This is a genomic window from Larkinella bovis, assembly GCF_042655385.1.
GTDB lineage: Bacteria > Bacteroidota > Bacteroidia > Cytophagales > Spirosomataceae > Larkinella > Larkinella bovis.
In genome coordinates, this window is sequence record NZ_JBHSMA010000001.1 from 962962 (window position 1) to 982392 (window position 19431).

Annotated in this window: 19 protein-coding genes, 1 tRNA gene and 1 pseudogene; 14 read left to right on the top strand and 7 right to left on the bottom strand. The window is 53.4% G+C overall.

Features of this window, described 5'->3' with window-relative positions:
* Window positions 1-132: 132 nt before the first annotated feature.
* Together ACFPMF_RS04045 and ACFPMF_RS04050 are read left to right on the top strand one after the other, a co-directional pair.
* Window positions 133-687, top strand: coding sequence for an SET domain-containing protein (locus ACFPMF_RS04045; RefSeq protein ID WP_379841365.1), 555 nt, complete (start codon window positions 133-135; stop codon window positions 685-687).
* Window positions 684-1022 carry a hypothetical protein gene (locus tag ACFPMF_RS04050; RefSeq protein ID WP_379841367.1) on the top strand — a complete coding sequence of 113 codons (339 nt, stop codon included), beginning with the start codon at window positions 684-686 and terminating at the stop codon, window positions 1020-1022. Before ACFPMF_RS04045 ends, ACFPMF_RS04050 begins: the two co-directional genes overlap by 4 nt.
* A 415-nt stretch (window positions 1023-1437) precedes the next feature.
* On the opposite strand, the gene ACFPMF_RS04055 is transcribed toward ACFPMF_RS04050, so the two are convergent.
* Window positions 1438-1521: transfer RNA gene (locus ACFPMF_RS04055), tRNA-Leu, on the bottom strand.
* Between the two features lie 154 nt (window positions 1522-1675).
* Complete coding sequence (locus ACFPMF_RS04060; protein ID WP_379841369.1) at window positions 1676-2914, bottom strand: ABC transporter permease; 1239 nt, start codon at window positions 2912-2914, stop codon at window positions 1676-1678.
* 138 nt (window positions 2915-3052) lie between these two features.
* On the opposite strand from ACFPMF_RS04060, the gene ACFPMF_RS04065 reads away from it, so the two are divergent.
* The 6 genes from ACFPMF_RS04065 (at window position 3053) to ACFPMF_RS04090 (ending at window position 8678) form a co-directional block, all read left to right on the top strand.
* The gene (locus tag ACFPMF_RS04065) at window positions 3053-4315 is read left to right on the top strand and encodes an asparagine synthetase B (RefSeq protein ID WP_379841371.1); all 1263 of its coding nucleotides are present in this window, start codon (window positions 3053-3055) and stop codon (window positions 4313-4315) included.
* 286 nt (window positions 4316-4601) lie between these two features.
* Window positions 4602-4982: a cupin domain-containing protein gene (locus ACFPMF_RS04070; RefSeq protein ID WP_379841373.1), complete on the top strand. Its 381-nt coding sequence runs from the start codon at window positions 4602-4604 to the stop codon at window positions 4980-4982.
* Window positions 4983-5092: 110 nt separating this feature from the next.
* Window positions 5093-6466 (top strand): glycosyltransferase, encoded by a 1374-nt coding sequence (locus ACFPMF_RS04075; RefSeq protein ID WP_379841375.1) that lies wholly within the window; start codon window positions 5093-5095, stop codon window positions 6464-6466.
* Window positions 6467-6492: 26 nt separating this feature from the next.
* Complete coding sequence (locus ACFPMF_RS04080) at window positions 6493-7008, top strand: globin family protein (RefSeq protein WP_379841377.1); 516 nt, start codon at window positions 6493-6495, stop codon at window positions 7006-7008.
* 166 nt (window positions 7009-7174) lie between these two features.
* Window positions 7175-7714 carry a hypothetical protein gene (locus tag ACFPMF_RS04085; RefSeq protein ID WP_379841379.1) on the top strand — a complete coding sequence of 180 codons (540 nt, stop codon included), beginning with the start codon at window positions 7175-7177 and terminating at the stop codon, window positions 7712-7714.
* Between the two features lie 13 nt (window positions 7715-7727).
* Window positions 7728-8678 carry a hypothetical protein gene (locus ACFPMF_RS04090; protein WP_379841381.1) on the top strand — a complete coding sequence of 317 codons (951 nt, stop codon included), beginning with the start codon at window positions 7728-7730 and terminating at the stop codon, window positions 8676-8678.
* 223 nt (window positions 8679-8901) lie between these two features.
* Here ACFPMF_RS04090 and ACFPMF_RS04095 read toward each other — a convergent pair whose 3' ends face one another.
* Window positions 8902-9399 (bottom strand): helix-turn-helix domain-containing protein, encoded by a 498-nt coding sequence (locus tag ACFPMF_RS04095; protein WP_379841383.1) that lies wholly within the window; start codon window positions 9397-9399, stop codon window positions 8902-8904.
* A 127-nt stretch (window positions 9400-9526) separates the two neighbouring features.
* On the bottom strand, window positions 9527-10597 hold the full coding sequence (locus ACFPMF_RS04100; protein ID WP_379841385.1) for a DNA/RNA non-specific endonuclease: 1071 nt from the start codon (window positions 10595-10597) through the stop codon (window positions 9527-9529).
* Between the two features lie 108 nt (window positions 10598-10705).
* On the opposite strand from ACFPMF_RS04100, the gene ACFPMF_RS04105 reads away from it, so the two are divergent.
* The 3 genes from ACFPMF_RS04105 to ACFPMF_RS04115 all read left to right on the top strand — a co-directional run bounded on the left by ACFPMF_RS04105 (window position 10706) and on the right by ACFPMF_RS04115 (window position 13575).
* Window positions 10706-11959, top strand: a complete 1254-nt coding sequence (locus ACFPMF_RS04105) for a BaiN/RdsA family NAD(P)/FAD-dependent oxidoreductase (RefSeq protein WP_379841387.1) — start codon at window positions 10706-10708, stop codon at window positions 11957-11959.
* A 62-nt stretch (window positions 11960-12021) separates the two neighbouring features.
* Window positions 12022-12837, top strand: a complete 816-nt coding sequence (locus tag ACFPMF_RS04110; RefSeq protein ID WP_379842742.1) for a purine-nucleoside phosphorylase — start codon at window positions 12022-12024, stop codon at window positions 12835-12837.
* Between the two features lie 12 nt (window positions 12838-12849).
* Complete coding sequence (locus ACFPMF_RS04115) at window positions 12850-13575, top strand: hypothetical protein (protein WP_379841389.1); 726 nt, start codon at window positions 12850-12852, stop codon at window positions 13573-13575.
* A gap of 3 nt (window positions 13576-13578) precedes the next feature.
* Here ACFPMF_RS04115 and glgP read toward each other — a convergent pair whose 3' ends face one another.
* Window positions 13579-15237 carry an alpha-glucan family phosphorylase gene (gene glgP / locus ACFPMF_RS04120; RefSeq protein ID WP_379841391.1) on the bottom strand — a complete coding sequence of 553 codons (1659 nt, stop codon included), beginning with the start codon at window positions 15235-15237 and terminating at the stop codon, window positions 13579-13581.
* A 151-nt stretch (window positions 15238-15388) separates the two neighbouring features.
* Here glgP and ACFPMF_RS04125 point away from each other — a divergent pair, with 151 nt between their 5' ends.
* Both ACFPMF_RS04125 and ACFPMF_RS04130 read left to right on the top strand, forming a co-directional pair.
* Entirely contained in the window at window positions 15389-15967 is a 579-nt protein-coding gene (locus ACFPMF_RS04125) for a Crp/Fnr family transcriptional regulator (protein WP_379841393.1), read from the top strand.
* Between the two features lie 85 nt (window positions 15968-16052).
* Window positions 16053-17174 (top strand): annotated as a pseudogene (locus ACFPMF_RS04130) (oxidoreductase).
* A 28-nt stretch (window positions 17175-17202) separates the two neighbouring features.
* Here ACFPMF_RS04130 and ACFPMF_RS04135 read toward each other — a convergent pair.
* Together ACFPMF_RS04135 and ACFPMF_RS04140 are read right to left on the bottom strand one after the other, a co-directional pair.
* Window positions 17203-18048 carry a sugar phosphate isomerase/epimerase family protein gene (locus ACFPMF_RS04135; RefSeq protein ID WP_379841395.1) on the bottom strand — a complete coding sequence of 282 codons (846 nt, stop codon included), beginning with the start codon at window positions 18046-18048 and terminating at the stop codon, window positions 17203-17205.
* A gap of 66 nt (window positions 18049-18114) precedes the next feature.
* Window positions 18115-18441: a tetratricopeptide repeat protein gene (locus ACFPMF_RS04140; RefSeq protein ID WP_379841397.1), complete on the bottom strand. Its 327-nt coding sequence runs from the start codon at window positions 18439-18441 to the stop codon at window positions 18115-18117.
* A 204-nt stretch (window positions 18442-18645) separates the two neighbouring features.
* Between ACFPMF_RS04140 and ACFPMF_RS04145 the strand changes: the two genes are divergently transcribed.
* Window positions 18646-19383, top strand: coding sequence for an electron transfer flavoprotein subunit beta/FixA family protein (locus tag ACFPMF_RS04145; protein WP_379841399.1), 738 nt, complete (start codon window positions 18646-18648; stop codon window positions 19381-19383).
* Window positions 19384-19431 lie beyond the last annotated feature (48 nt).

Sequence of the window (19431 nt, forward strand, 5' to 3'; positions counted from 1 at the left end):
CCTAAAACAACGTAATTACGCCGACTCATAGTCTGGTAAGTAGGCAACGGACTTGCTTACTCAGTAGACTACGTTAAGCTTATAAAGGATTTTAAGTAACGTTTTATCGATCACCAACCAGTTATCATTCACATGATTCACCCCGATACCTACATCAATGTTACACCCAAAGGACTGGGCTTATTTGCTAAACGACGCTTTGAGCGGGGGGCCATCCTGTGGATCGCCGACGATATCGACGCCAAGATTCCGCTTTCCGACTACCTCGCCCTTGATGCCATTCAGCAGCAGAAGCTAAACGTCTACAGTTATCTCGATTACCAAAACCGGGTCATCATTCCCTGGGACGAAGGAAAGTATGTCAACCACTCCTGCGCGCCTAACTCAACGGGCATTCTGGAGTTCGACAACATCAGCATCGCCTACCGAACGATTGAAGCCGACGAAGAGATTGTGGAGGATTACTACGGTTACTTTGGCCATTTTGAGTCGTTCGATTGCCGTTGTGGCGCCCCCAAGTGTCGGGGGGTTATCTCACAAGTAAACTCCTATCAGGCCGATTTACGGCTACGGCTAGCCGACATTCGACCTATTCTGCTCAATCAGCCTCAGCACCTGCTTGGCATTAAATCAGCAGAGAATGACGCCTTTTTTCAGTTGCTCCACCAGTATGCCCCTGCTTTATGAACGAACTAACGAAATGGGTGCTGATCCTGGTGAGTCTGGAAGTGTTTTCCCTGCTGGCCGATTACCTAATTAAAAAAGCCTCCTTGCAGGCCGGTATGGATGGGTGGCCCTGGCTGCTAACAGGCGGTCTGATGTATGGTACGACGGCCATTGGCTGGTTTTACATGATGCGCTCATTCAAGTTGTTTACCATTGGACTGCTTCATTCGTTCGGGGTCATTGCTCTGACTTTAGTGCTAAGTCTGTTTGTTTTCCAGGAAAAGATTACCCTGCGCGAATGGGTCGGCATTGCGCTGGGCTGCGTCTCCATTGGCTTGTTGGTACGCTTCCGTTAAATTCTTTTTTATATCTACTGTCCTTCACCAGACATCTGTACTCAATAGGTTACTAAACAGGAAGCTAGGAGGGGTTATTTGTTCTATCAAAAAGGGAATCCTTCTTGATAGTGAGGTCCTCCCAGAAAACTGAGCCGTTTAAAAGTAGAGAAATCGGGCGATTTGGATTAACTTAAATCAAACAAATCGTCATGAAGAAAACCAAATTCACGGAGGCCCAAATTGTGTTTGGCCTACGCCAAGCGGATACTGGAACGACTGTTAATGCACTCCACAATTTTTGGATTTGATCCAAAAAATACAACGCCCTCCCGATTTTCCGACTTGATCCGGATCAAGTCGGAAAATCGGGAGGGCACAAACCAAAAACACCTTACAAATCACTGAAAATCAGATCTTTGTAAGATGTTACTTGTACCGGGAGCCGGACTCGAACCGGCATGCCCTTGCAGACATTGGTGTTTGAGACCAACGCGTCTACCGATTCCGCCATCCCGGCATACTCACGGCGCGCCGCTCAGCGAACGTGGGTGCAAAAGTAGTTTTTTTACGGAATATTGAACAATGAATCCGGAATATTTTTTTGGACCATAAGACCCGGTAAGGCCGGATTCCATTCAACAACAGCGGTTTTAGCGCCCTGCCGGACGGTATTACTCATACCGCAGAGCTTCAATCGGGTCAAGCCGGGACGCCTTGAAGGCCGGATAAATCCCTGAAAATAAACCAACTGACACACACACCAGAATTCCAACGCCCATCCAAAGCCACGGAACAACAAAGCTGCCGTTTCCCTGACTCACAATGGACGAAATGATGTTTCCGATCCCGATTCCCAGAACAATACCGCCCAACCCGCCCAGAATACAGATCACAATCGCTTCAATCAGAAATTGCTCCCGGATGCGTTTCGGGGTCGCGCCCAACGACTTCCGAATGCCAATCTCCCGCGTCCGTTCGGTAACCGACACCAGCATAATGTTCATCAGCGCAATGGAAGCCCCCAGCAAGGTGATAAAACCGATCCCAAACCCACCGATTCGAAGGTAACCGGAAATATTCTCAAAGTCTTTCGCCAGCTCATCGGCGCGCTGGATTTCGAACGAATCCGGCCGCCCCAGTTTGTCCCGACGAATCAGGCGCATGAGGCCGCGGGCTTCGCCCACCGCCGTTTCGGCATCGGCCATATTCGGCACCGAACCCGTGATGTCGAATGTCAGCGTTCGGTTGGCGGCCATCGCCCGGGCATTCTCCAGCGGAACCAGCACGACCCGGTCTTCACCCCCACCCGAAAAACCGCCTTTTTTATCCAGAACCCCAATCACCTTGTATTTTCCGCCCAGAATATTGATTTCCTTGTTGAGCGGATTCTGGTTTTGCTCGAACAGCGTTTTGGCTACCTCACTGCCAATCAGGGTTACATTCAGGGAGTTATCCAGGTCGGTAGCGGAAAAGTTTCGACCCGATTGCAGCTTCATGGCCTTGATACCCAAATAATTATCATCTACACCAATAAGCTGAATATTCGGATTGGTTTTCTTGGAAGCATATTTTACCTGGGCCGCCCCCGTCACCGAAGCGTATACGGCAATGTTCTCTCCTTTCTGAAACCGGCGTTTGAACGTCATGGCCTGGTGATAATCGATCGGCGGCACGCGCTTTTCCGTCCGCCCCCCAAACCGGCGGAACATCTGCGGCCCGCGTATGTCGAAGGTGTTGGCGCCCAAACCGGCAAAACTGTTATCCACCGAGCTTTGCAAGCCGTCGATGGCCGTCAGAATACCGACCAGCGAGGTAATGCCAATGGCAATGATCAGCGACGTTAGAATGGTGCGCAGCCGATTGGAAATGATCGACCGCAGCCCTTCACGGATATTTTCGATTAAATTCATAGATCGCTATCGGTCAGATTGTGTCCATGGGCCGGTTTCAATCCCGCACTTCTTGTAACAATTAGCATAAATATTGCTTATCTTCGTTGAATACGTATAGTTACAAAGCTACTGAAAACGGCAAATAAACGATTACCGATGAAAAGGCTGCTATTACCGCTCATCCTGATTTTGGCATTAACGACCCCGGCCTGGGCGTCGAAAATCCTGATTCCAATGGATGAAAGTCAAAAGAATCATTTGAAAGCGTACGGCATTGCCTACTGGGTTTTGCGGCAGTATGATACCGAGATCGATTGGCTTCTGAACTACCGGGGCGGCAGTTTTATGATGCCCCACACCCAGAAATTTGTCAATGAAATGGTGATTCGCGGGGTCAGCTACGAGGTGATTTCCGACGCACAGAGCAACCAGATTCTGGCCGAAGTATCGTCACCGGATGCCAATATGGACGCGGTTAAATTGCAGAAAGCCCCCAAAGTAGCCGTCTATTCGCCCAAAACCAAGCAGCCCTGGGACGATGCCGTTACGCTGGTGATGACCTACGCCGAAATTCCTTACGAAACGGTTTTCGACGAAGAAGTGATGGATGGTAAACTGGCCCAGTACGACTGGCTGCACCTTCACCACGAAGATTTTACGGGACAATATGGTAAATTTTTTCAGTTTCGCGACCAGCCCTGGTACCAGGCGCAGAAGCGCGAAGCCGAACTGATCGCCAAAAAGTACGGCATGAACAAAGTGTCCGACCTGAAACGCCATGTTGCCCAAAAAATCCGGGATTACTGCCTGGGGGGCGGTTATATGTTCGCCATGTGCAACGCCACGGACACCTACGACATTGCGCTGGCCACCCACAATACCGACATCGCCGAGTCGATCTACGACGGCGACGCGGCTGATCCGGCGGCCAATAGCAAACTGGACTACAGCCAGACGATGGCTTTCCGCAATTTTCAGGTCTACATCAATCCGTACCAGATCGAGTTTTCCAACATCGACAACCAGCCCGAAGAGCGCGGCCTGATCGAACAGAATGATTACTTCACGCTCTTTCAGTTTTCGGCCAAATGGGATCCTATTCCGACCATGCTGACTCAGAACCACCTGAATATCATCAAAGGGTTCATGGGGCAGACCACGGCTTTTAAGAAAGGCTTGATCAAACCGGAAGTGGTGGTGCTGGCCGAAAACCGGGCCGCCAACGAAGCACGCTACATCCACGCTCCGTACGGCAAAGGCTTCTTTACCTTCTACGGGGGACACGATCCGGAGGACTACCGGCACGAAATCAACGAAGAACCCACCGACCTGAACCTCCACCCCAACTCTGCCGGCTACCGCCTGATTCTCAACAACATCCTCTTCCCGGCCGCGAAAAAGAAAAAGCAGAAAACGTAAGACGGGTGTACGGGATTCGGGATACGGTTTTCAGTATGCCGTGTATAGTTTTGGGTTACGCAACACCGCTTTTTTCGCTCCTGCGAAAAACCGAATCCCGTAAACCATTCCCCGTAAACCGTATAGGCTCCCTTCCCCTATTTCACCCCACAAAGTTTACAGTTCACCGCCGAAAGTTACTTGTTCACCGAAGACGGTCTTGAGGAATAAGCGATACGTTGTCACCTTTGTAGCGTGAGGTAAACACCTTCGACCTATTTGTAAACAACATACGCTAAAGACACCCATGAACAATTTCGCCACGCAACAAGCCACCCTCAACCTGTCGCACGTCGCCATTCGGGAAGCAGACATCGATCTGGAAGCCACCTGCGGGGTCAAGTACTGGTTTCTTCCCACGCTTCCACATTCCACGATCGATTCCGGCGTGGTCTGGCTGGCCGCCGGAGCCGCCGGAACAGCCCTGCACACGCATTCCGAAGAAGAGGAATATTTCTCGGTTGAATACGGTGAACTCGAAATTTTTGTCGGCGACCGCTGGATCCGGCTGACGACCGGCCAGTCCCTGACGGTGCCGGCCGGAACGCGCCATACCCTGCGCAACCAGTCGGGGCACTCCTGTCTGTATTACTACTGCATTACGCCCACCTATTCCACGGTGATTTAACGGTTTTACCGGCCCGGCAGGCTTCTGAACCGGCCGGCTTCCTCCTTCTCCTACCCCCGGTTTTACCGGGTGGCGATCCCCTATTGCCTTACCTTTTCAAACAACAACACATGAACGCTAAGAAAATTTTAGTTGCCTGCATTCCCGCCGACGGCCATTTCAATCCGCTGACCGGAATTGCCAAACACCTTCAGGAACTGGGGCACGATGTCCGCTGGTATACGGGCGGGCGCTACCGGACCAAGGCTGAAAAACTCGGTTTTCCGACTTACCCCTTCCGGAGGGCAAAAGTAGTTAATCAGGATACGTTTGAGGATTTGTATCCGCAACGGAAGTACATTAAGGGGAAACTGGCCCGGCTGCGGTTTGATTTTGAGGAAGTTTTTCTGAACCGCGCCCCCGAATTTGTGGCCGATCTGATTGCTATTTACCAGGAGTTTCCGTTTGAACTGCTCCTTTGTGACACGCTGTTTTCTGCGGCTCCCATCGTCAAACAGGTCCTGGAAATACCGGTCGTCACCATTGGCATTGTCCCGCTTTCCGAAAGCTCGTGCGACCTGCCACCGGCTGGTCTGGGTCTTGAACCGGCCAGCGGTTTTTGGGGGAAACACGTGCAGGCTGCCCTGCGTTACCTCACGAAGCATCTTTTTTTTAAACCCTGCACCGATCTGTACAACCGGTATCTGCGACAGCATGGTTTGGTGCCCACATCCGATTTTGTTTTCGATGCGTTCATCCGGAGTGCCGATCTGTATCTTCAAAGTGGGGCACCCGGTTTTGAATACGCGCGCAAAGACATGAGCCCCAATGTGCGGTTTGTTGGCCCGCTCCTGCCCTACAGCCAGGGCATCCGGCGATCATTCACGCGGTATCCTCACCTAAAACAATACCGCAAAGTCATTCTGGTTACGCAGGGCACTGTAGAACGTGATACCGAAAAAATCATTGTCCCCACGCTCGAAGCGTTCAAGGAGTCTCCTTATCTCGTCATTGCGACTACGGGCGGTTCGCAGACCGATGCGTTACGCGCCCGTTTTCCGCAGGAAAATCTGATTATCGAGGATTTCGTCGACTTTAACGAAATCATGCCGCACTGCGACGTCTATGTCACCAATGGGGGCTATGGCGGGGTGATGCTGGGCATTCAGCATGGGTTGCCAATGGTAGCAGCGGGCGTTAACGAGGGCAAAAACGAGATTACCGCCCGGATCGGTTACTTTAAGTTGGGGGTCAATCTGAAAACGGAAAACCCCTCGCCCGCCCAAATCCGGAAACAGGTCGAAAACCTGCTGAACAACCCCGTCTACCGCCGGAACGTGGTAAAACTCCGGAACGAATTCATGACGTATAACCCGAACGAACTCTGCGAAAAATACATTGCCGACGTGCTGGGCGAACCCCTGCGGCCACCGGTTCGCCAGACCGGGCAACACGCTGCCGGGCAACGAATTGCCAGTCAGCGACGGACCCTTCTTACCTGTTAAGTTTCTTTTTGACCAACCAACACATCATGAAAAAAATGATCTGGCCGTTGCTGGCCCTTTTCGTCCTGAGTATCTGCTCCATCAGTTGCAAGAAAGAGTCCGAACCCGGCCCCGGCGGTTTTGTCCCGGGCGATTTGGCGGGTAAATGGCTCCACGGAAATTTTGCGATGGCCAACTTCTGGGGTTACGACGGCAGCTACCAGGGCAATCCCTTCGAACAGTCCGTTGCCTTTAACTTCATGACCAGCGGCCACTTCGAGATGTTTTACATCGGGGTTGCCAATGACTACGGCTGCCGGACCGAATCGTTGACGTATTTGAAGGGAAAAGTGGATTTCGACGAAGCCGCCAGCACCTTCACCATCACGCCCGCCGAAGGGACCTACCGCGGTTTTTACTCCTGCGCTTCCAATCGCAACTTCAACCGGAAAGCCACCCAGGAGGAACTGAAGCAGCAGCAGAAAACCTATTCCTACCAATTCACGGAAGACGGCAGGTGGCTGATGATCGGAGGAAGCTCCTTTAAAACCACGAGCTGGTAACCGGATCCGGCCCTCCGGATTTTTTACTGAGTAACCGGTTGGGAACTGTCGTTAAATGCCGGTTTTCTGCGTAAAATGACAGACGCCCGACCGGTTTTTGCCGGTACCTTTGTATCCGTGATCGGCCTTCAAACCGATCCGTTTAAACAACAACTACTACAAAAACATGAAAAAGTTAACACTCCTGACGCTGCTGGCGTGGCTGGTTGCCATTGCCCTCATGCCTTCTGCCAAGGCACAAACCATCGAAAAAGGCGAAAAATTTCTGAATGCCGGAGTGGGGCTGGGAACCTACACCTACCGGGGTCTGCCCATTGGAGCCTCCTTCGAATACACGGTAAAAGACAACATATCCGTCGGCGGTTCGTTCGATTTTGCCCGGTATGGCTACAACAGTGGCGGCTACCGGTGGAACTATACGTTCCTGTTTTTCACGGCCCGGGGTACCTACCATTTCGGTGAGCTCCTGAATGTCAGTGACAGCAAATTTGATCCGTACGCGGGGATTTCCCTCGGCCTGCGGACGTCCTCGTACAGCGATTCATACGGTTCTTCGCGTGACTATTACAGTCCTTATGGTAACTCTTTGTTTCTGGGACTCCATCTGGGTTCGCGGTATATGTTTTCGGAAAAATTCGGCGGTTTTGGTGAAATCGGCTACGGCGTAGCGGTGCTCCGCGTCGGTTTGACGGCTCGATTCAACTAAGACGATGGGTCTGATGAAAAAGAACTTTTTTGTAGTAGCGTTCATAGTGGTCGCCGGCGGGTGGATTGCCGCCCGATCCGGCGACATTGTGACCGACCTCGGCCTGACCCCTGAGCAGGTGAAACAAACCGCCCTCAACAACCTCACGTCCGGTGAGCTCGTCGCCCCGTATTCGTCGCGAGTCCGGCAACTGGCCAAAAACATTCCGGAGGGTTCGCGGGCCGCAGCTGTTCAGTCAATGGGTGGCGTCATTCGCTCCTTTGTCAGTTCGGACGATTTTAAAAACCGCTACCAGATGTGGCTGAAAAGCAAATACGGCGTCATTGACGAGCAAAGCCAGGGAACCACCCAAACGCAGGCTACGACCATGGACGACCTGAAGGCGGCCTACGATCAACAGGCGGCCATGATGCAGAATATGTACAGTCAGATGCCGCCCGCCACACTGGTGATGATGCTCCAAACCCAGATGCAGACCCTGCAGCAGGAGATTCCCGAAGCCGAAGGCAACGAAAAAGCGGCCAAAGCCAAAGAACTGGGGGAGTTGAAACGATTGCAGGCGCTCTCCAAAACGAAACCGGAGGAATTCAAAAAACAGTACATCGCCAGCCTCGACCGCATGCTCAATCAGCAGAAAGCGCAAAGCATGGGTAAGATGGAAGAAGACCTCGAACGCTCCAAACAGGAAGCCGCTGATTACCAGAAACGGCTCGCCGACTACAAAGCCGCATCGGATCTGAACACAGTTTTGAAACAACGTCTCAACGCTTTTATTGCCCTGGCCGGAAGTGTGGATTTCAACGCCCAGCTGATGCAACGGGGGTCTAAACTGGAGTTTGCCAACCCGGAATACCGCAACAAACCCAGCAACTGGAAACTGTTGTTTCGGATGGGGAAAGAACCGGTGCAGGCGGCTCGTGCGTTCGCCCAGAACTGGGTGAATGACCTGGAAAAGAAACGATAAAGACTTGTGCTTTCATTGATTACGTTAGGTTATGAACCAGAAAATTCTGCCGGTTATCAGGCAGAATTTTCTCTTTTGGAAATTACCTAAAACGTAAAAACCGTTCCGGTGAGAACGGTTTTCGGTTATGCCGTACAAACGCCGTATAGCGTGTTTTGTTCCGGTTGGTGTCCTTTTTCAGTGCGCTTCAAATTGTATCCTGAAAACCAATCCCGCACCCGCCTTAACAGGTCGCCAGTTGATACGCTTTGGGATTGTGGCCGGTCCACTTTTTGAAAGCTCGGCGGAACGAACTCGGTTCGTCGTAGCCCATCACGCAGGCAATTTCGTTGATATTATGCTGATTGGTGCGAATCAGACGCAGGGCAATGTCCCGGCGAGCCTCGTCAACAATCTCCCGGAAGGTCACATTTTCGGCCTGTAACCGGCGCTGGAGCGACCGAACCGACAACCCCATCTCGTCGGCAACCTCCTCAATCTGGGCCGTCTGCTGGCTGTCGAGCCGACGCAGCAGGATCGTTCGTGCCTGTTCGGCCAGCGGTTGCGTTTGCTCATAAACCGTTCCGTATTCCATCGCCTGACACATATAGTCGTACAGATCGTTGGGATTAATTCCCATCCGCTGGCAAATGGCATCGACATGCTCTTTGTTACCGTTGAGGGCAACGTTCAGAATGTTCTTTAACGAGAAAAAAGGAGTCGGTTTGGCGTACATGTTCATTAGCGAAAACAAGTGAATTACTGAAATCGCTGACAAGTAATTCAACTTTGCCGCCGATGGAAACAGTCGGGGTTATAGAATGCAGGAATGGCGTGTTGAAATGTTATTTTGACTTCCTCAACCGTCATTACAAACGGAACCAGTTCTCGATCATGATCGACGGTCGGGTACTTTCCAGTTGCTGCTCCAACTGATCCGGAAGTTTCGGAAAGAAGTCGATTCCGGTTCGTTTTTCCACCTCGTCGACCGTCACCACAAACTGCTTCAGCGAACGGGTCGATTCTTCATTTTTCAGCAAAAATGCAATCATCCGAATATCCGGGTTATTACAGTACAGAATCACCTTGTAGTAGTATTCGGGCACCGCAATCCGGTTCTTTTTGCCAATGGTCGGCAAACCGGGACGCAAAACCGGGCCGGTTACAACATACAGCCCTTTATCGCGCAGGGCCCAGGTCCGCACCTGCTCTTCGAGCGACTTCCAGACGCCCCGGTTAAACTCCGGTTTTTGCGGACTGATATTGCTCATGTAAAAGGTCTGCCGCATCATCTGCTGCGAGAATTTGAAATCACCCGCCGGCGCCAGGTGCCCCCGGTCGTAGCCCGAGCGGGAATAGTCCGACGAGATGGCAGAACCGGTTTCGATCATCGGGTCGGGCTGGAATTGTTCGTTTTTCCGCTCGGCATCCCCCAAAATCTCGTTTTCCAACAGCGGATACGATACCCAGTCGGCCTGCTCGTATTCCTCCCGGTACCGCAGCGTATAGCCATCGTGCCGGATAATGGCATCCGTTGGCCCGAAAGCCGGGAGCGTAAAATCGACCAGTTTTTCAAAATCGAACAATTTTTTCTCCTCGCCCACGCGCAGTTCCGCCCGGTTGGCTTTCCCGTTCGATTTGGCTTTTTCCAGCATCGAACGATCGTCCGACGCTTCCGTGTCCGTATGATCCACTTCGACTTCCTGTTTGGGTTCGGGTGCCCGGTACGGATTGGCGGACTCGCTGGCCCGCCGGTCGGATTTGAGTCCGACGAGGCTTTTCAGGTCGTTCCAGAAGGCCACAACGGGCTCGGTCCGGCCCCCGTAATGCAGAAAAAGACCGATCAGAAAAAAAATCAACAGCAGAATCAGCGTATTGTTACGCAACCGAAAACCACTCCGGAAATAGCGTCTGGCACGAAAAGGCGAACGAAAAAACATGCAGCGAAGTTACGAATACAATCGAAAGTTGAACGATGAAGTTTGTTACCAGATACCCAATTTTGGTATTTATTTTATTTTTTTGAGGCCACAAATCGCCGGGTACGCATGCCATTCTTGAAAATTGTTGTTGTCGGTGGCGGAGCTGCCGGTTTTTTTGGGGCCATCACAGCCGCCGAAACCTTTCCGGATGCCGAAATTACCCTGCTTGAAAAAAGCAAAACCGTTCTGAGTAAAGTCCGGATTTCGGGCGGTGGCCGCTGCAATGTCACACATTCCTGTTTCGACAACCGGCTTCTGGTCAAAAACTACCCCCGTGGCGCTTCGTTTCTGCGTCCGCTCCTGAAACATTTTGATGCCGCTTCAACGGTTCGCTGGTTCGAAAACCGGGGGGTTCGCCTGAAAACCGAAGCGGATGGTCGTATGTTTCCGGTTACGGATTCGTCCGAAACCATTATTACGTGTTTACTCCAGGAAGCCCGCCGGTTGAATATTGACATCAAAACCAGCTGGGGCGTCAAATCCCTGACCCAACCCGACGGTCGCTGGCAACTCGAATCACTTTCCGGGGAAGTACACACGGCCGATCGGGTTTTGCTGGCCGTAGGCGGTTATCCGCAGGCACCCTCCTACGGCTGGATTCCGGGGCTTGCCCCATCGGGCTCCTCGCAAACCGTTCTGGTGGAACCGGTTCCCTCCTTATTTACCTTCAATACGCCCGCCAACCCGCTCTTGTCGCTGGCGGGCGTTTCGGTGCCCGATGCCCTTATCCGCGTTGTAGGCAGCAAACAGGAGCAACGCGGGCCGGTGTTGATCACGCACTGGGGATTCAGCGGTCCGGCGGTTTTGCGGCTTTCGGCCTGGGCCGCCCGCGAACTGGCCGAAGCAGACTACCGCCACGAAATCCGCATCAACTGGCTGGCCGCTCTCAACGAAAATCAGATTCGGGAGCAATTTCAGGCGTTTCGTCAGCAGCATCCCAAAAAGCAGGTCGTGACGCAATCGCTTTTCGGTTTGCCGACTCGTTTATGGGCCGCCTTAGCCACCGAAGCCGGTATTTCGCCGACGGAGCGCTGGGCCGAACTGCCGGCGAAAGCCCAAAACCGCCTGATCAACCTGCTGTCGAACAGCACCTTTGCGGTTTCCGGAAAAAGTACCTTCAAGGAAGAATTTGTGACCTGCGGGGGGATTTCGACGGAGGCCGTTCATCCCGAAACGCTCGAAAGCCGCTCCTACCCGGGCCTGTTTTTCGCCGGTGAGGTGCTGGACGTCGATGGCATCACGGGTGGTTTTAATTTCCAGAACGCCTGGACCACCGGTTTTATCGCCGGAAAAAACATTGGTGTTTCCCCACAGACTTGAGTCCGTATTTTTTATTTTTGAAACCATTCTACGGATCACAGACTGGCGTCCGTGGCTACTTTATGCTCGAAACCATCCAAAAAGCCGCCGATTTTATCCGCGCTTTCCATACCGCCCGGCCCACCGTCGGCATTATTCTCGGCACCGGACTGGGTGCCCTGGCCAGTGAAGTGGCCATCGAGGTCGAAATTCCGTACCAAACCATCCCGGATTTCCCGCTTTCCACGGTCGAATCGCATTCGGGCAAGCTGTTATTGGGAACCCTGGCGGGCAAACCGGTGGTGGTCATGCAGGGGCGGTTTCATTTTTACGAAGGCTACTCGATGCAGCAGGTCACGTTTCCGGTGCGGGTCATGCAGTCGCTGGGCGTCGAAACACTGCTGATTTCGAATGCCGCCGGTGGCCTGAATCCCACTTTTCGGGTTAGCGACCTGATGATTATCGAGGACCACATTAGTCTGCTTCTGCCCCAGAATCCGCTGACCGGCCCGCACGTAACCGCTTTCGGGGATCGTTTTCCCGACATGAGCGAACCCTACCACCCCGAACTCATCCGGCAGGCAGAGTCGATTGCGCGGGAACTGGGGTTTCCGCTTCAAAAAGGGGTTTATGTAGGCGTGACCGGTCCGCAACTGGAAACCAAAGCCGAGTACCGGATGCTGCGGCAATGGGGAGCCGATGTGGTCGGTATGTCTACGGTTCCGGAGGTGATCGTTGCTCACCAGATGGGGCTTCGGGTATTCGCCTGCTCGGTAGTTACCGATTTATGTATTCCGGAAACGCTCGAAAAAGCCAGCCTGCCGAAGATTCTGGCCGCGGCCGCTCAGGCCGAACCGAAGCTGACCGCACTGATGAAGGAACTGGTGGCGCGACTGTAAAATTCGAACATCATGCCAACGCCACCCCTTCCGGATTTTCTGGAAAACCACAATGTTTTCAAAAGCGAAGCCGGGCAAATCATTACGGTTTTTCAGGAGATTTACCTATACGGTTCGGTGGCCACCGATGATTTGGCAACCCGGATTGCCGCCAACATCGAACGGGTCTGGAACGGCCCCGAAATTATTCTGACGCTGGACGAGATCGAGTTTCTGATTCGGTTTCGCATTACCGGCTTCCTCGCGGAAGACCCGCGCCCGCTGTTGAGCCAAAACCGGGATTATAAAAAGATGTTTTTCCGCATCGAAACCCAGACCGATAATGCTCTCGGCGGTATTTCCTACATGGATGGCCTGAACAGCAATACCGGTTTTTTCCGGCTCGACAACGTCGGTTTTGACGGTTCGACCACCGAAGCCCACGAAGTTGGTCACGGCTGGGGGCTGGTTCCCGGCACGCCCGACGGCCACCCGCTGGACCTCAACCTGATCGGCAAAGGACAACCGGGTATTATGTATCCGCGGGGTACGCTGGTCGATCCCCCGTACCAGTGGAATCCATCGGCCCGGCCCGGCGAATTCGGCGGCACCCTCAAACCGGATAAACGGGCGGTTACGCTGGATGACGTTGCCATGCTGGGACTCGACCAACTGGCGTACGACCGACACGGCCGCGCCCGGCTGGGCGGGCTGACCAACGTATACCACGCCTACACCCCGCCCAGCCTGCTGGCGTAGCGCTCAATAGACTTTTTCGTAGTATTCGGTCGCCATCCGGTTCGAGTTGAAAAAACCGTTGACGTCGTTCATGCTTTGCAGGGTCAATCGATTCCAGTCGTCCGGCCGGTCGTAATACAGGGGCAAAATGTCATTTTCCAGTTGGGTAAAGAAGTGATGCCGATCCTGGTCGTCGCGCTCGGCGGACGCCAGACCGGGGGGCGCCATCGGCACGATGAACGCATTTTTTCCGTGTTCGGCGAACTCACAAACCCAGCCGTCGAAGGTCGAGAAATTAATTCCGGCGTTCATAGCCGCCGTCATGCCGCTGGTCCCGGAAGCCTCGCGGGTGACAATCGGCGTGTTCAGCCACAGATCCGTGCCGTCTTTCAGCCGTTTCGACAAGGCCAGTTCGTACCCCGTCAAAACCGCCATGTTTTTGTAAAGATGACTCCGGTACACCAACGAATTGAAAATGTGCGTGGCCCCTTCGTCGGACGGATACGGTTTTCCGGCCCAGATAAACTGAATCGGGTAGTCGGTCTGGTTCATGAGCCGGTCAAACCGCTCGGCATCCTGCACCAGCAAATCCGGTCGTTTGTAGGCGGCAAACCGGCGCGCCCAGACAATCGTCAGTACATTCGGATCGAACAGTTTGCCGCACTGATCGGCGACTACCTTAAATAAGGCCTGCTTCAGTTCTTTTTTGCGGGCGGCAACCGCTTTTCCATCGCTTTTTTGACGAGCATCGTCCAGTTCGGCATCGGCCCAGTAACGGTGGTTCTGGGCATTGGTAACATGGGTAATTTCTGGAATGCCCCGGTATGAACCCCACATGTGCCGCGACACTTCGCCGTGCAATTTCGAAACCGCATTGGCCTGGTGGCTCAACCGCAGGGCCGCCAGCGAATGGTTGAACACATTGTCTTCGATTCCAGTTATTGCCCGCACGGTTTCCAGCGGCACTTTCCCAAAGAAACTCATGACCTGCAACTGGTTGATATCGTGTTTCTCGTTCCCGGCTTCTTCGGGCGTGTGGGTGGTAAAAACCAGTCGTTTCCGAACATCCTCCGCGGTTCCAGACTTCTGAAAGAGATGAAAAGCCGCCGACACCGCATGCGCTTCGTTGAGGTGATACACCTCGGGCTCGTAACCCAGTTCGTCGAGCAGCCGCGCTCCGCCCAGCCCGAGCAGCATGCATTGGGCGATTTTGGCCGATGTAATGCTGTCGTACAGCCGAAACGAAATGGACCGGGCCAGCCAGTCGTTGCCGTCGATGTCGGTGGTCAGAAAAAACATCGGGACCGTATTAAAGTGGCGGGGATTGAGATAATAGGCCTTGACCCCAACCGGCTTGTGGTGCACGTCAATGCTAAATTGAATACCGGTATCTTCCAGAAAACTGTAGATTTTCTCCCGAAACTGCACGTCCATCGCATTATCGGTTTTGCGCGTCTGGTCATAATACCCGTATTTCCAGAGAATGCCGATGCCGATTACATTCTGCTTGAGTTCGTAGGCACTCCGCATGTGGGAGCCGGCCAGAAAACCCAGTCCGCCGGAATAAATTTTCAGGGCCTGGTCGATGGCGAATTCCATCGAAAAATAGGCGACGGATTTTTTAAAGCGGGGATTCAACTCGTACGGATGGCGATACGCCTGGGGTAAGGTCGATTTTGTCATACTGTCAGTACAGGTAACGAATGGGTGAAACGGCCGCAAGATAACCATAGCCGCCTTGCCTTCATGGCGAAAAATAAAGTTGAAAAACCGCCGGAACCATTCCGCGCCCATTGGTCGTTCAGCCCTCAGGGTAACTCCCTTTCTTCCCATCATGTTTGAACCCCTGCGCGATCACATTGCCCGGATAGTCCCGCTGACCGACGAGGAGTTTGCGCAGACCGTCGGCTTTTTCGCGGTTCGGCAGCTTAAAAAACGGCAGTTTCTGCACCAGCAGGGCGATGTCTGCCGGTACGAAAGTTTCGTCCTGAAGGGTTGCCTGAAGTCCTACCATACGGACGAGAAAGGCTTCGATCATGTGCTGCGGTTTTCGGTTGAAGGCTGGTGGGCGGGCGATCTGGCCAGTTTTCTGCACCTTACCCCTTCCACCTTCAGCATCGAAGCCATCGAACCGGTTACGGTTCTGGTCATCGACAAACCGACGCTCCAGCAACTCTACGAGCACGTACCCAAAATGGAGACGTTCTTCCGCATCCTGAACGAAAACGCGCTGATTGCCACCTCGCAGCGGGTCATCAACACCCTCAGCATTCCGGCCCGGGAGCGGTACGAGCGGTTTCTGGCGTCTTACCCCCACCTGGTTCACCGCATTCCGCTGAAAGACATCGCTTCGTACCTGGGCATCACCCCGGTTTTTCTGAGCAAATTACGCCGGGAAATGGCCCGGCCCTAAAGCTGGTTTTAGCCAATTTCTTATCCTGGTTTAAGCGAAAAACGCGCCGGGCACCGGAGCTTTGTGCTCACAAACTCCCAACGCTATGCTTTCGTTTTTCGACTCCCTTCCCCTTGCCGGTCACCGGCTTTCCAACCGGTTTATTGTGGCTCCCATGACCCGCGTCAGCGCCACCGCCGACGGGATTCCCACGGCGGCCATGGGCGATTATTACGAAGCCTTCGCCAAAGGCGGTTTTGCCGCCATCATTTCCGAAGGGGTTTATACCGATGCCATCGCTTCGATCTGCAACCCCAACCAGCCCGGCATTGTGACCGCGCAACAGGTCGCCGGGTGGCAAACGATCACGCGACGGGTGAAAAAATACCCGTCGGTTTTTCTCTGTCAGCTCATGCACGCCGGGGCGTTGTCGCAAGTCCTTGCCAACACCCTGGCTCCTTCCGCCCTTCAGCCGCTTGGCAAACCGTAGACATCCTCGGGCGGCCAACCCGAATTTTCAATTCCTGCCGCCATGACCCTGGCGGATATTCAACTCACCATTGCCGGTTACATTCAGGCTGCCCGCAACGCCGTGGCTGCCGGGTTCGACGGCGTTGAAATCCACGGTGCCAACGGGTATTTGCCCGATCAGTTTTTGACGGCGTATACCAACCAGCGAACCGATGCCTACGGCGGTTCCGTCGAAAACCGCTTCCGGTTCATCGCCGAACTGATCAAGGCGGTTCGGGAAGCGGTGCCCGCCGGTTTTATCGTGGGGTTGCGGTTATCGGAAGGAAAAGTCAATAACCTGGCCTACCGCTGGGAAGAAGGGCCGGACATGGCCCGGGCGGTTTTTCGGGAAGTTAAAAAAGCCGCGCCGGACTACCTGCACATCGCGGCCGAATGGGGTGGCTGGCAACGTGAATGCCAATACCCTGATGGTCAATCCTCGACCGGCATGGCCCGCCAGCTACTGGATTGTCCGATCATTGCCAACGGTGGCCTGCACAATCTGACCCTGACACAATCCCTGCTACGGGAAGGCCAGGGCGACCTGTTCGCCATTGGCCGGTACGCCATTGCCAATCCGGATTTTCCGGCTAAAGTCAGGCGGGGGGACGCGCTGGTTCCGTTCGAAAAAGGGATGATTCAACCCTCCGTTTCCCTGGCCAATACCCGGAACTACCTTGAAAAAAAGAAAGCCCCAGCCAGGCGATGTAAGCACTGACGGGGGCTAATCGAAATAGGTAAAGCTCTTAAATGGTTTTCAGATACGCCAGACTCTGCGGCACCTGTTGCTGAGCCGCCGGACTTTCGTCCTCGATGTAAAAATATTCGATCGACGATTTCCGGGCGGCTTTCAAAACCGCCGGCAAGTTGATCTGTCCCGTTCCCAAAGCCACGTCGTTCTCCGGTGGAGTGCCCCCGGACATGTTTCCCTGCACGCCTTTTTTCAAATCTTTCATGTGCATCAGTTTGAACCGTTTCGGGTATTTGGCGAGCAGCTTCGCCGGGTCCTGGCCAGGAAAATAAACCCACAAAACATCCATTTCAAAGCTAACCGCTTCGGGGTCCGTGTTTTGAACGATGTAGTCGAACAGCGTACCGTTTTCGTAGGGTTCGAACTCAAAACCGTGGTTGTGATACACAAACTCCAGCCCTTTGTCTTTCAACTGCTTCCCAATCTGATTGAATTCACTGACGGTTTTTTTCGCAGCATCGAGCGTAAACGTTCCTTCGTGCGGAATCCAGGCCAGCCGGACGTATTTGGCCCCCAGCGTTTTGGCATTTTCCACCACTTTATCCATTTTCTTCATCAGGTCATCATATCCCACCCCGTGACTGGTGCAGCGCATACCGCGTTTGTCGAGTTCAGCCCGGATTTCGGCGGCAGTTTTCCCGAACAGACTCGAAAATTCGATATTCGTAATGTCCATTGATTTGATTTTGTCGAGGGTACCGGGCATGTCTTTCGCAAATTCATTGCGCATGGTATACGACACCATGCCCGGCGTATCTTTCAGGCTCTTACTAAACCGTTGACCAAAGCTCATTTCGGCGAGAAGGAATGCCACCGTAGTCAGCAGAAAAAATCGTTTCATAATAGAAAGGGAAAGTTTTACTCCATAAGGATGGAAGGGGCGCGGCCTACTGTTCGGGGAGCGATTTCACCAGTCGTCGTCATCCTGAAACGTGCGGTACGCCCGCTTCAATTCCTGCAGCGTCTTTTCGTTCTTCTGGGCGTTGGCCAGGGCAATGCCCCGCTCGTAGATCCGCTCGGCTGCTTCCCGGTTTCCCTGCTCGGCGTAGAGCGCAGCTGCGTGGTAATAACTCGCCAGGTAGCCGGGATGCTGATCGAGCAGCGTTTCCAGGTATTGCAATGCCAACGCGGGCTGTTCCTCCCGGTATTCCATCGCCAGGGCGTAAACATTAAACGGATCGTCCGGTTGTTCCTCTATATATTGCTTCAGCAACTGGATACGGTTTTGATTCATGAAAGTACGGTTTTTGGCAGTTGATTCATCATAATCGGTATCTTTCCCGGTCCAAATCCGGTTTCCTTTCCGAAAACTGAAAACCGCATACCAAAAACCGTATACCAACCGGAAATGGGACATTACCAAATAGTAGTATGCACGCATACGTTATTGAAAACAAATGTGTATTTTTGCCAGTATCACATCTAAACCACAGACAACATGAAGATTTTAGTGTGTGTCACGAGTGTACCGGACACGATCACCAAAATTACGCTCACGGACAACAATACCAAACTCAATAAAGCGGGGGTTCAGTTCATCACCGGCCCCTACGACGACTACGCGCTGTCTCGGGCGGTCGAGCTGAAGGAACAACTGGGCGGTACGGTAACGGTACTTAATGTGGGCGAAGCCGACGCCGAGCCGGTCATCCGCAAATGCCTGGCCATCGGGGCCGACGATGCCATCCGGGTCAATGCCGAACCCACCGACGCTTATTTCGTAGCGGAACAGATTGCCGCCATCGCCAAAGAAAATACCTATGACCTGATTCTGATGGGCCGCGAATCCATCGATTACAACGGCGGCCAAGTCCACGGCATCGTCGGGGAAATGCTCGGTCTGCCGTCCATTTCGCCGGTCATGAAACTCGCCATCGAAGGCACTACCGCCAAAATTACCCGGGAAATCGAGGGCGGCCACGAGGATCTGGAAGCCAGTCTGCCACTCGTCCTGGGCTGTCAGGAACCGATTGCCGAGTGGAAAATCCCGAATATGCGCGGCATCATGACCGCCCGGACCAAGCCGCTCAAGGTCGTGGAACCGACGGGCAACAACACACTCACGCAGGTTGCAAGCTACGAACTGCCGCCCGCCCGCGGTGCCTGCAAAATGATCCCCGCCGATCAGGCTGAAACGCTCATTACGTTATTGCGGACTGAAGCCAAAGTGATATAAAATTATCCCACAGAGATGATCAGAGAATATCAGGGTTGATCAGAGCGC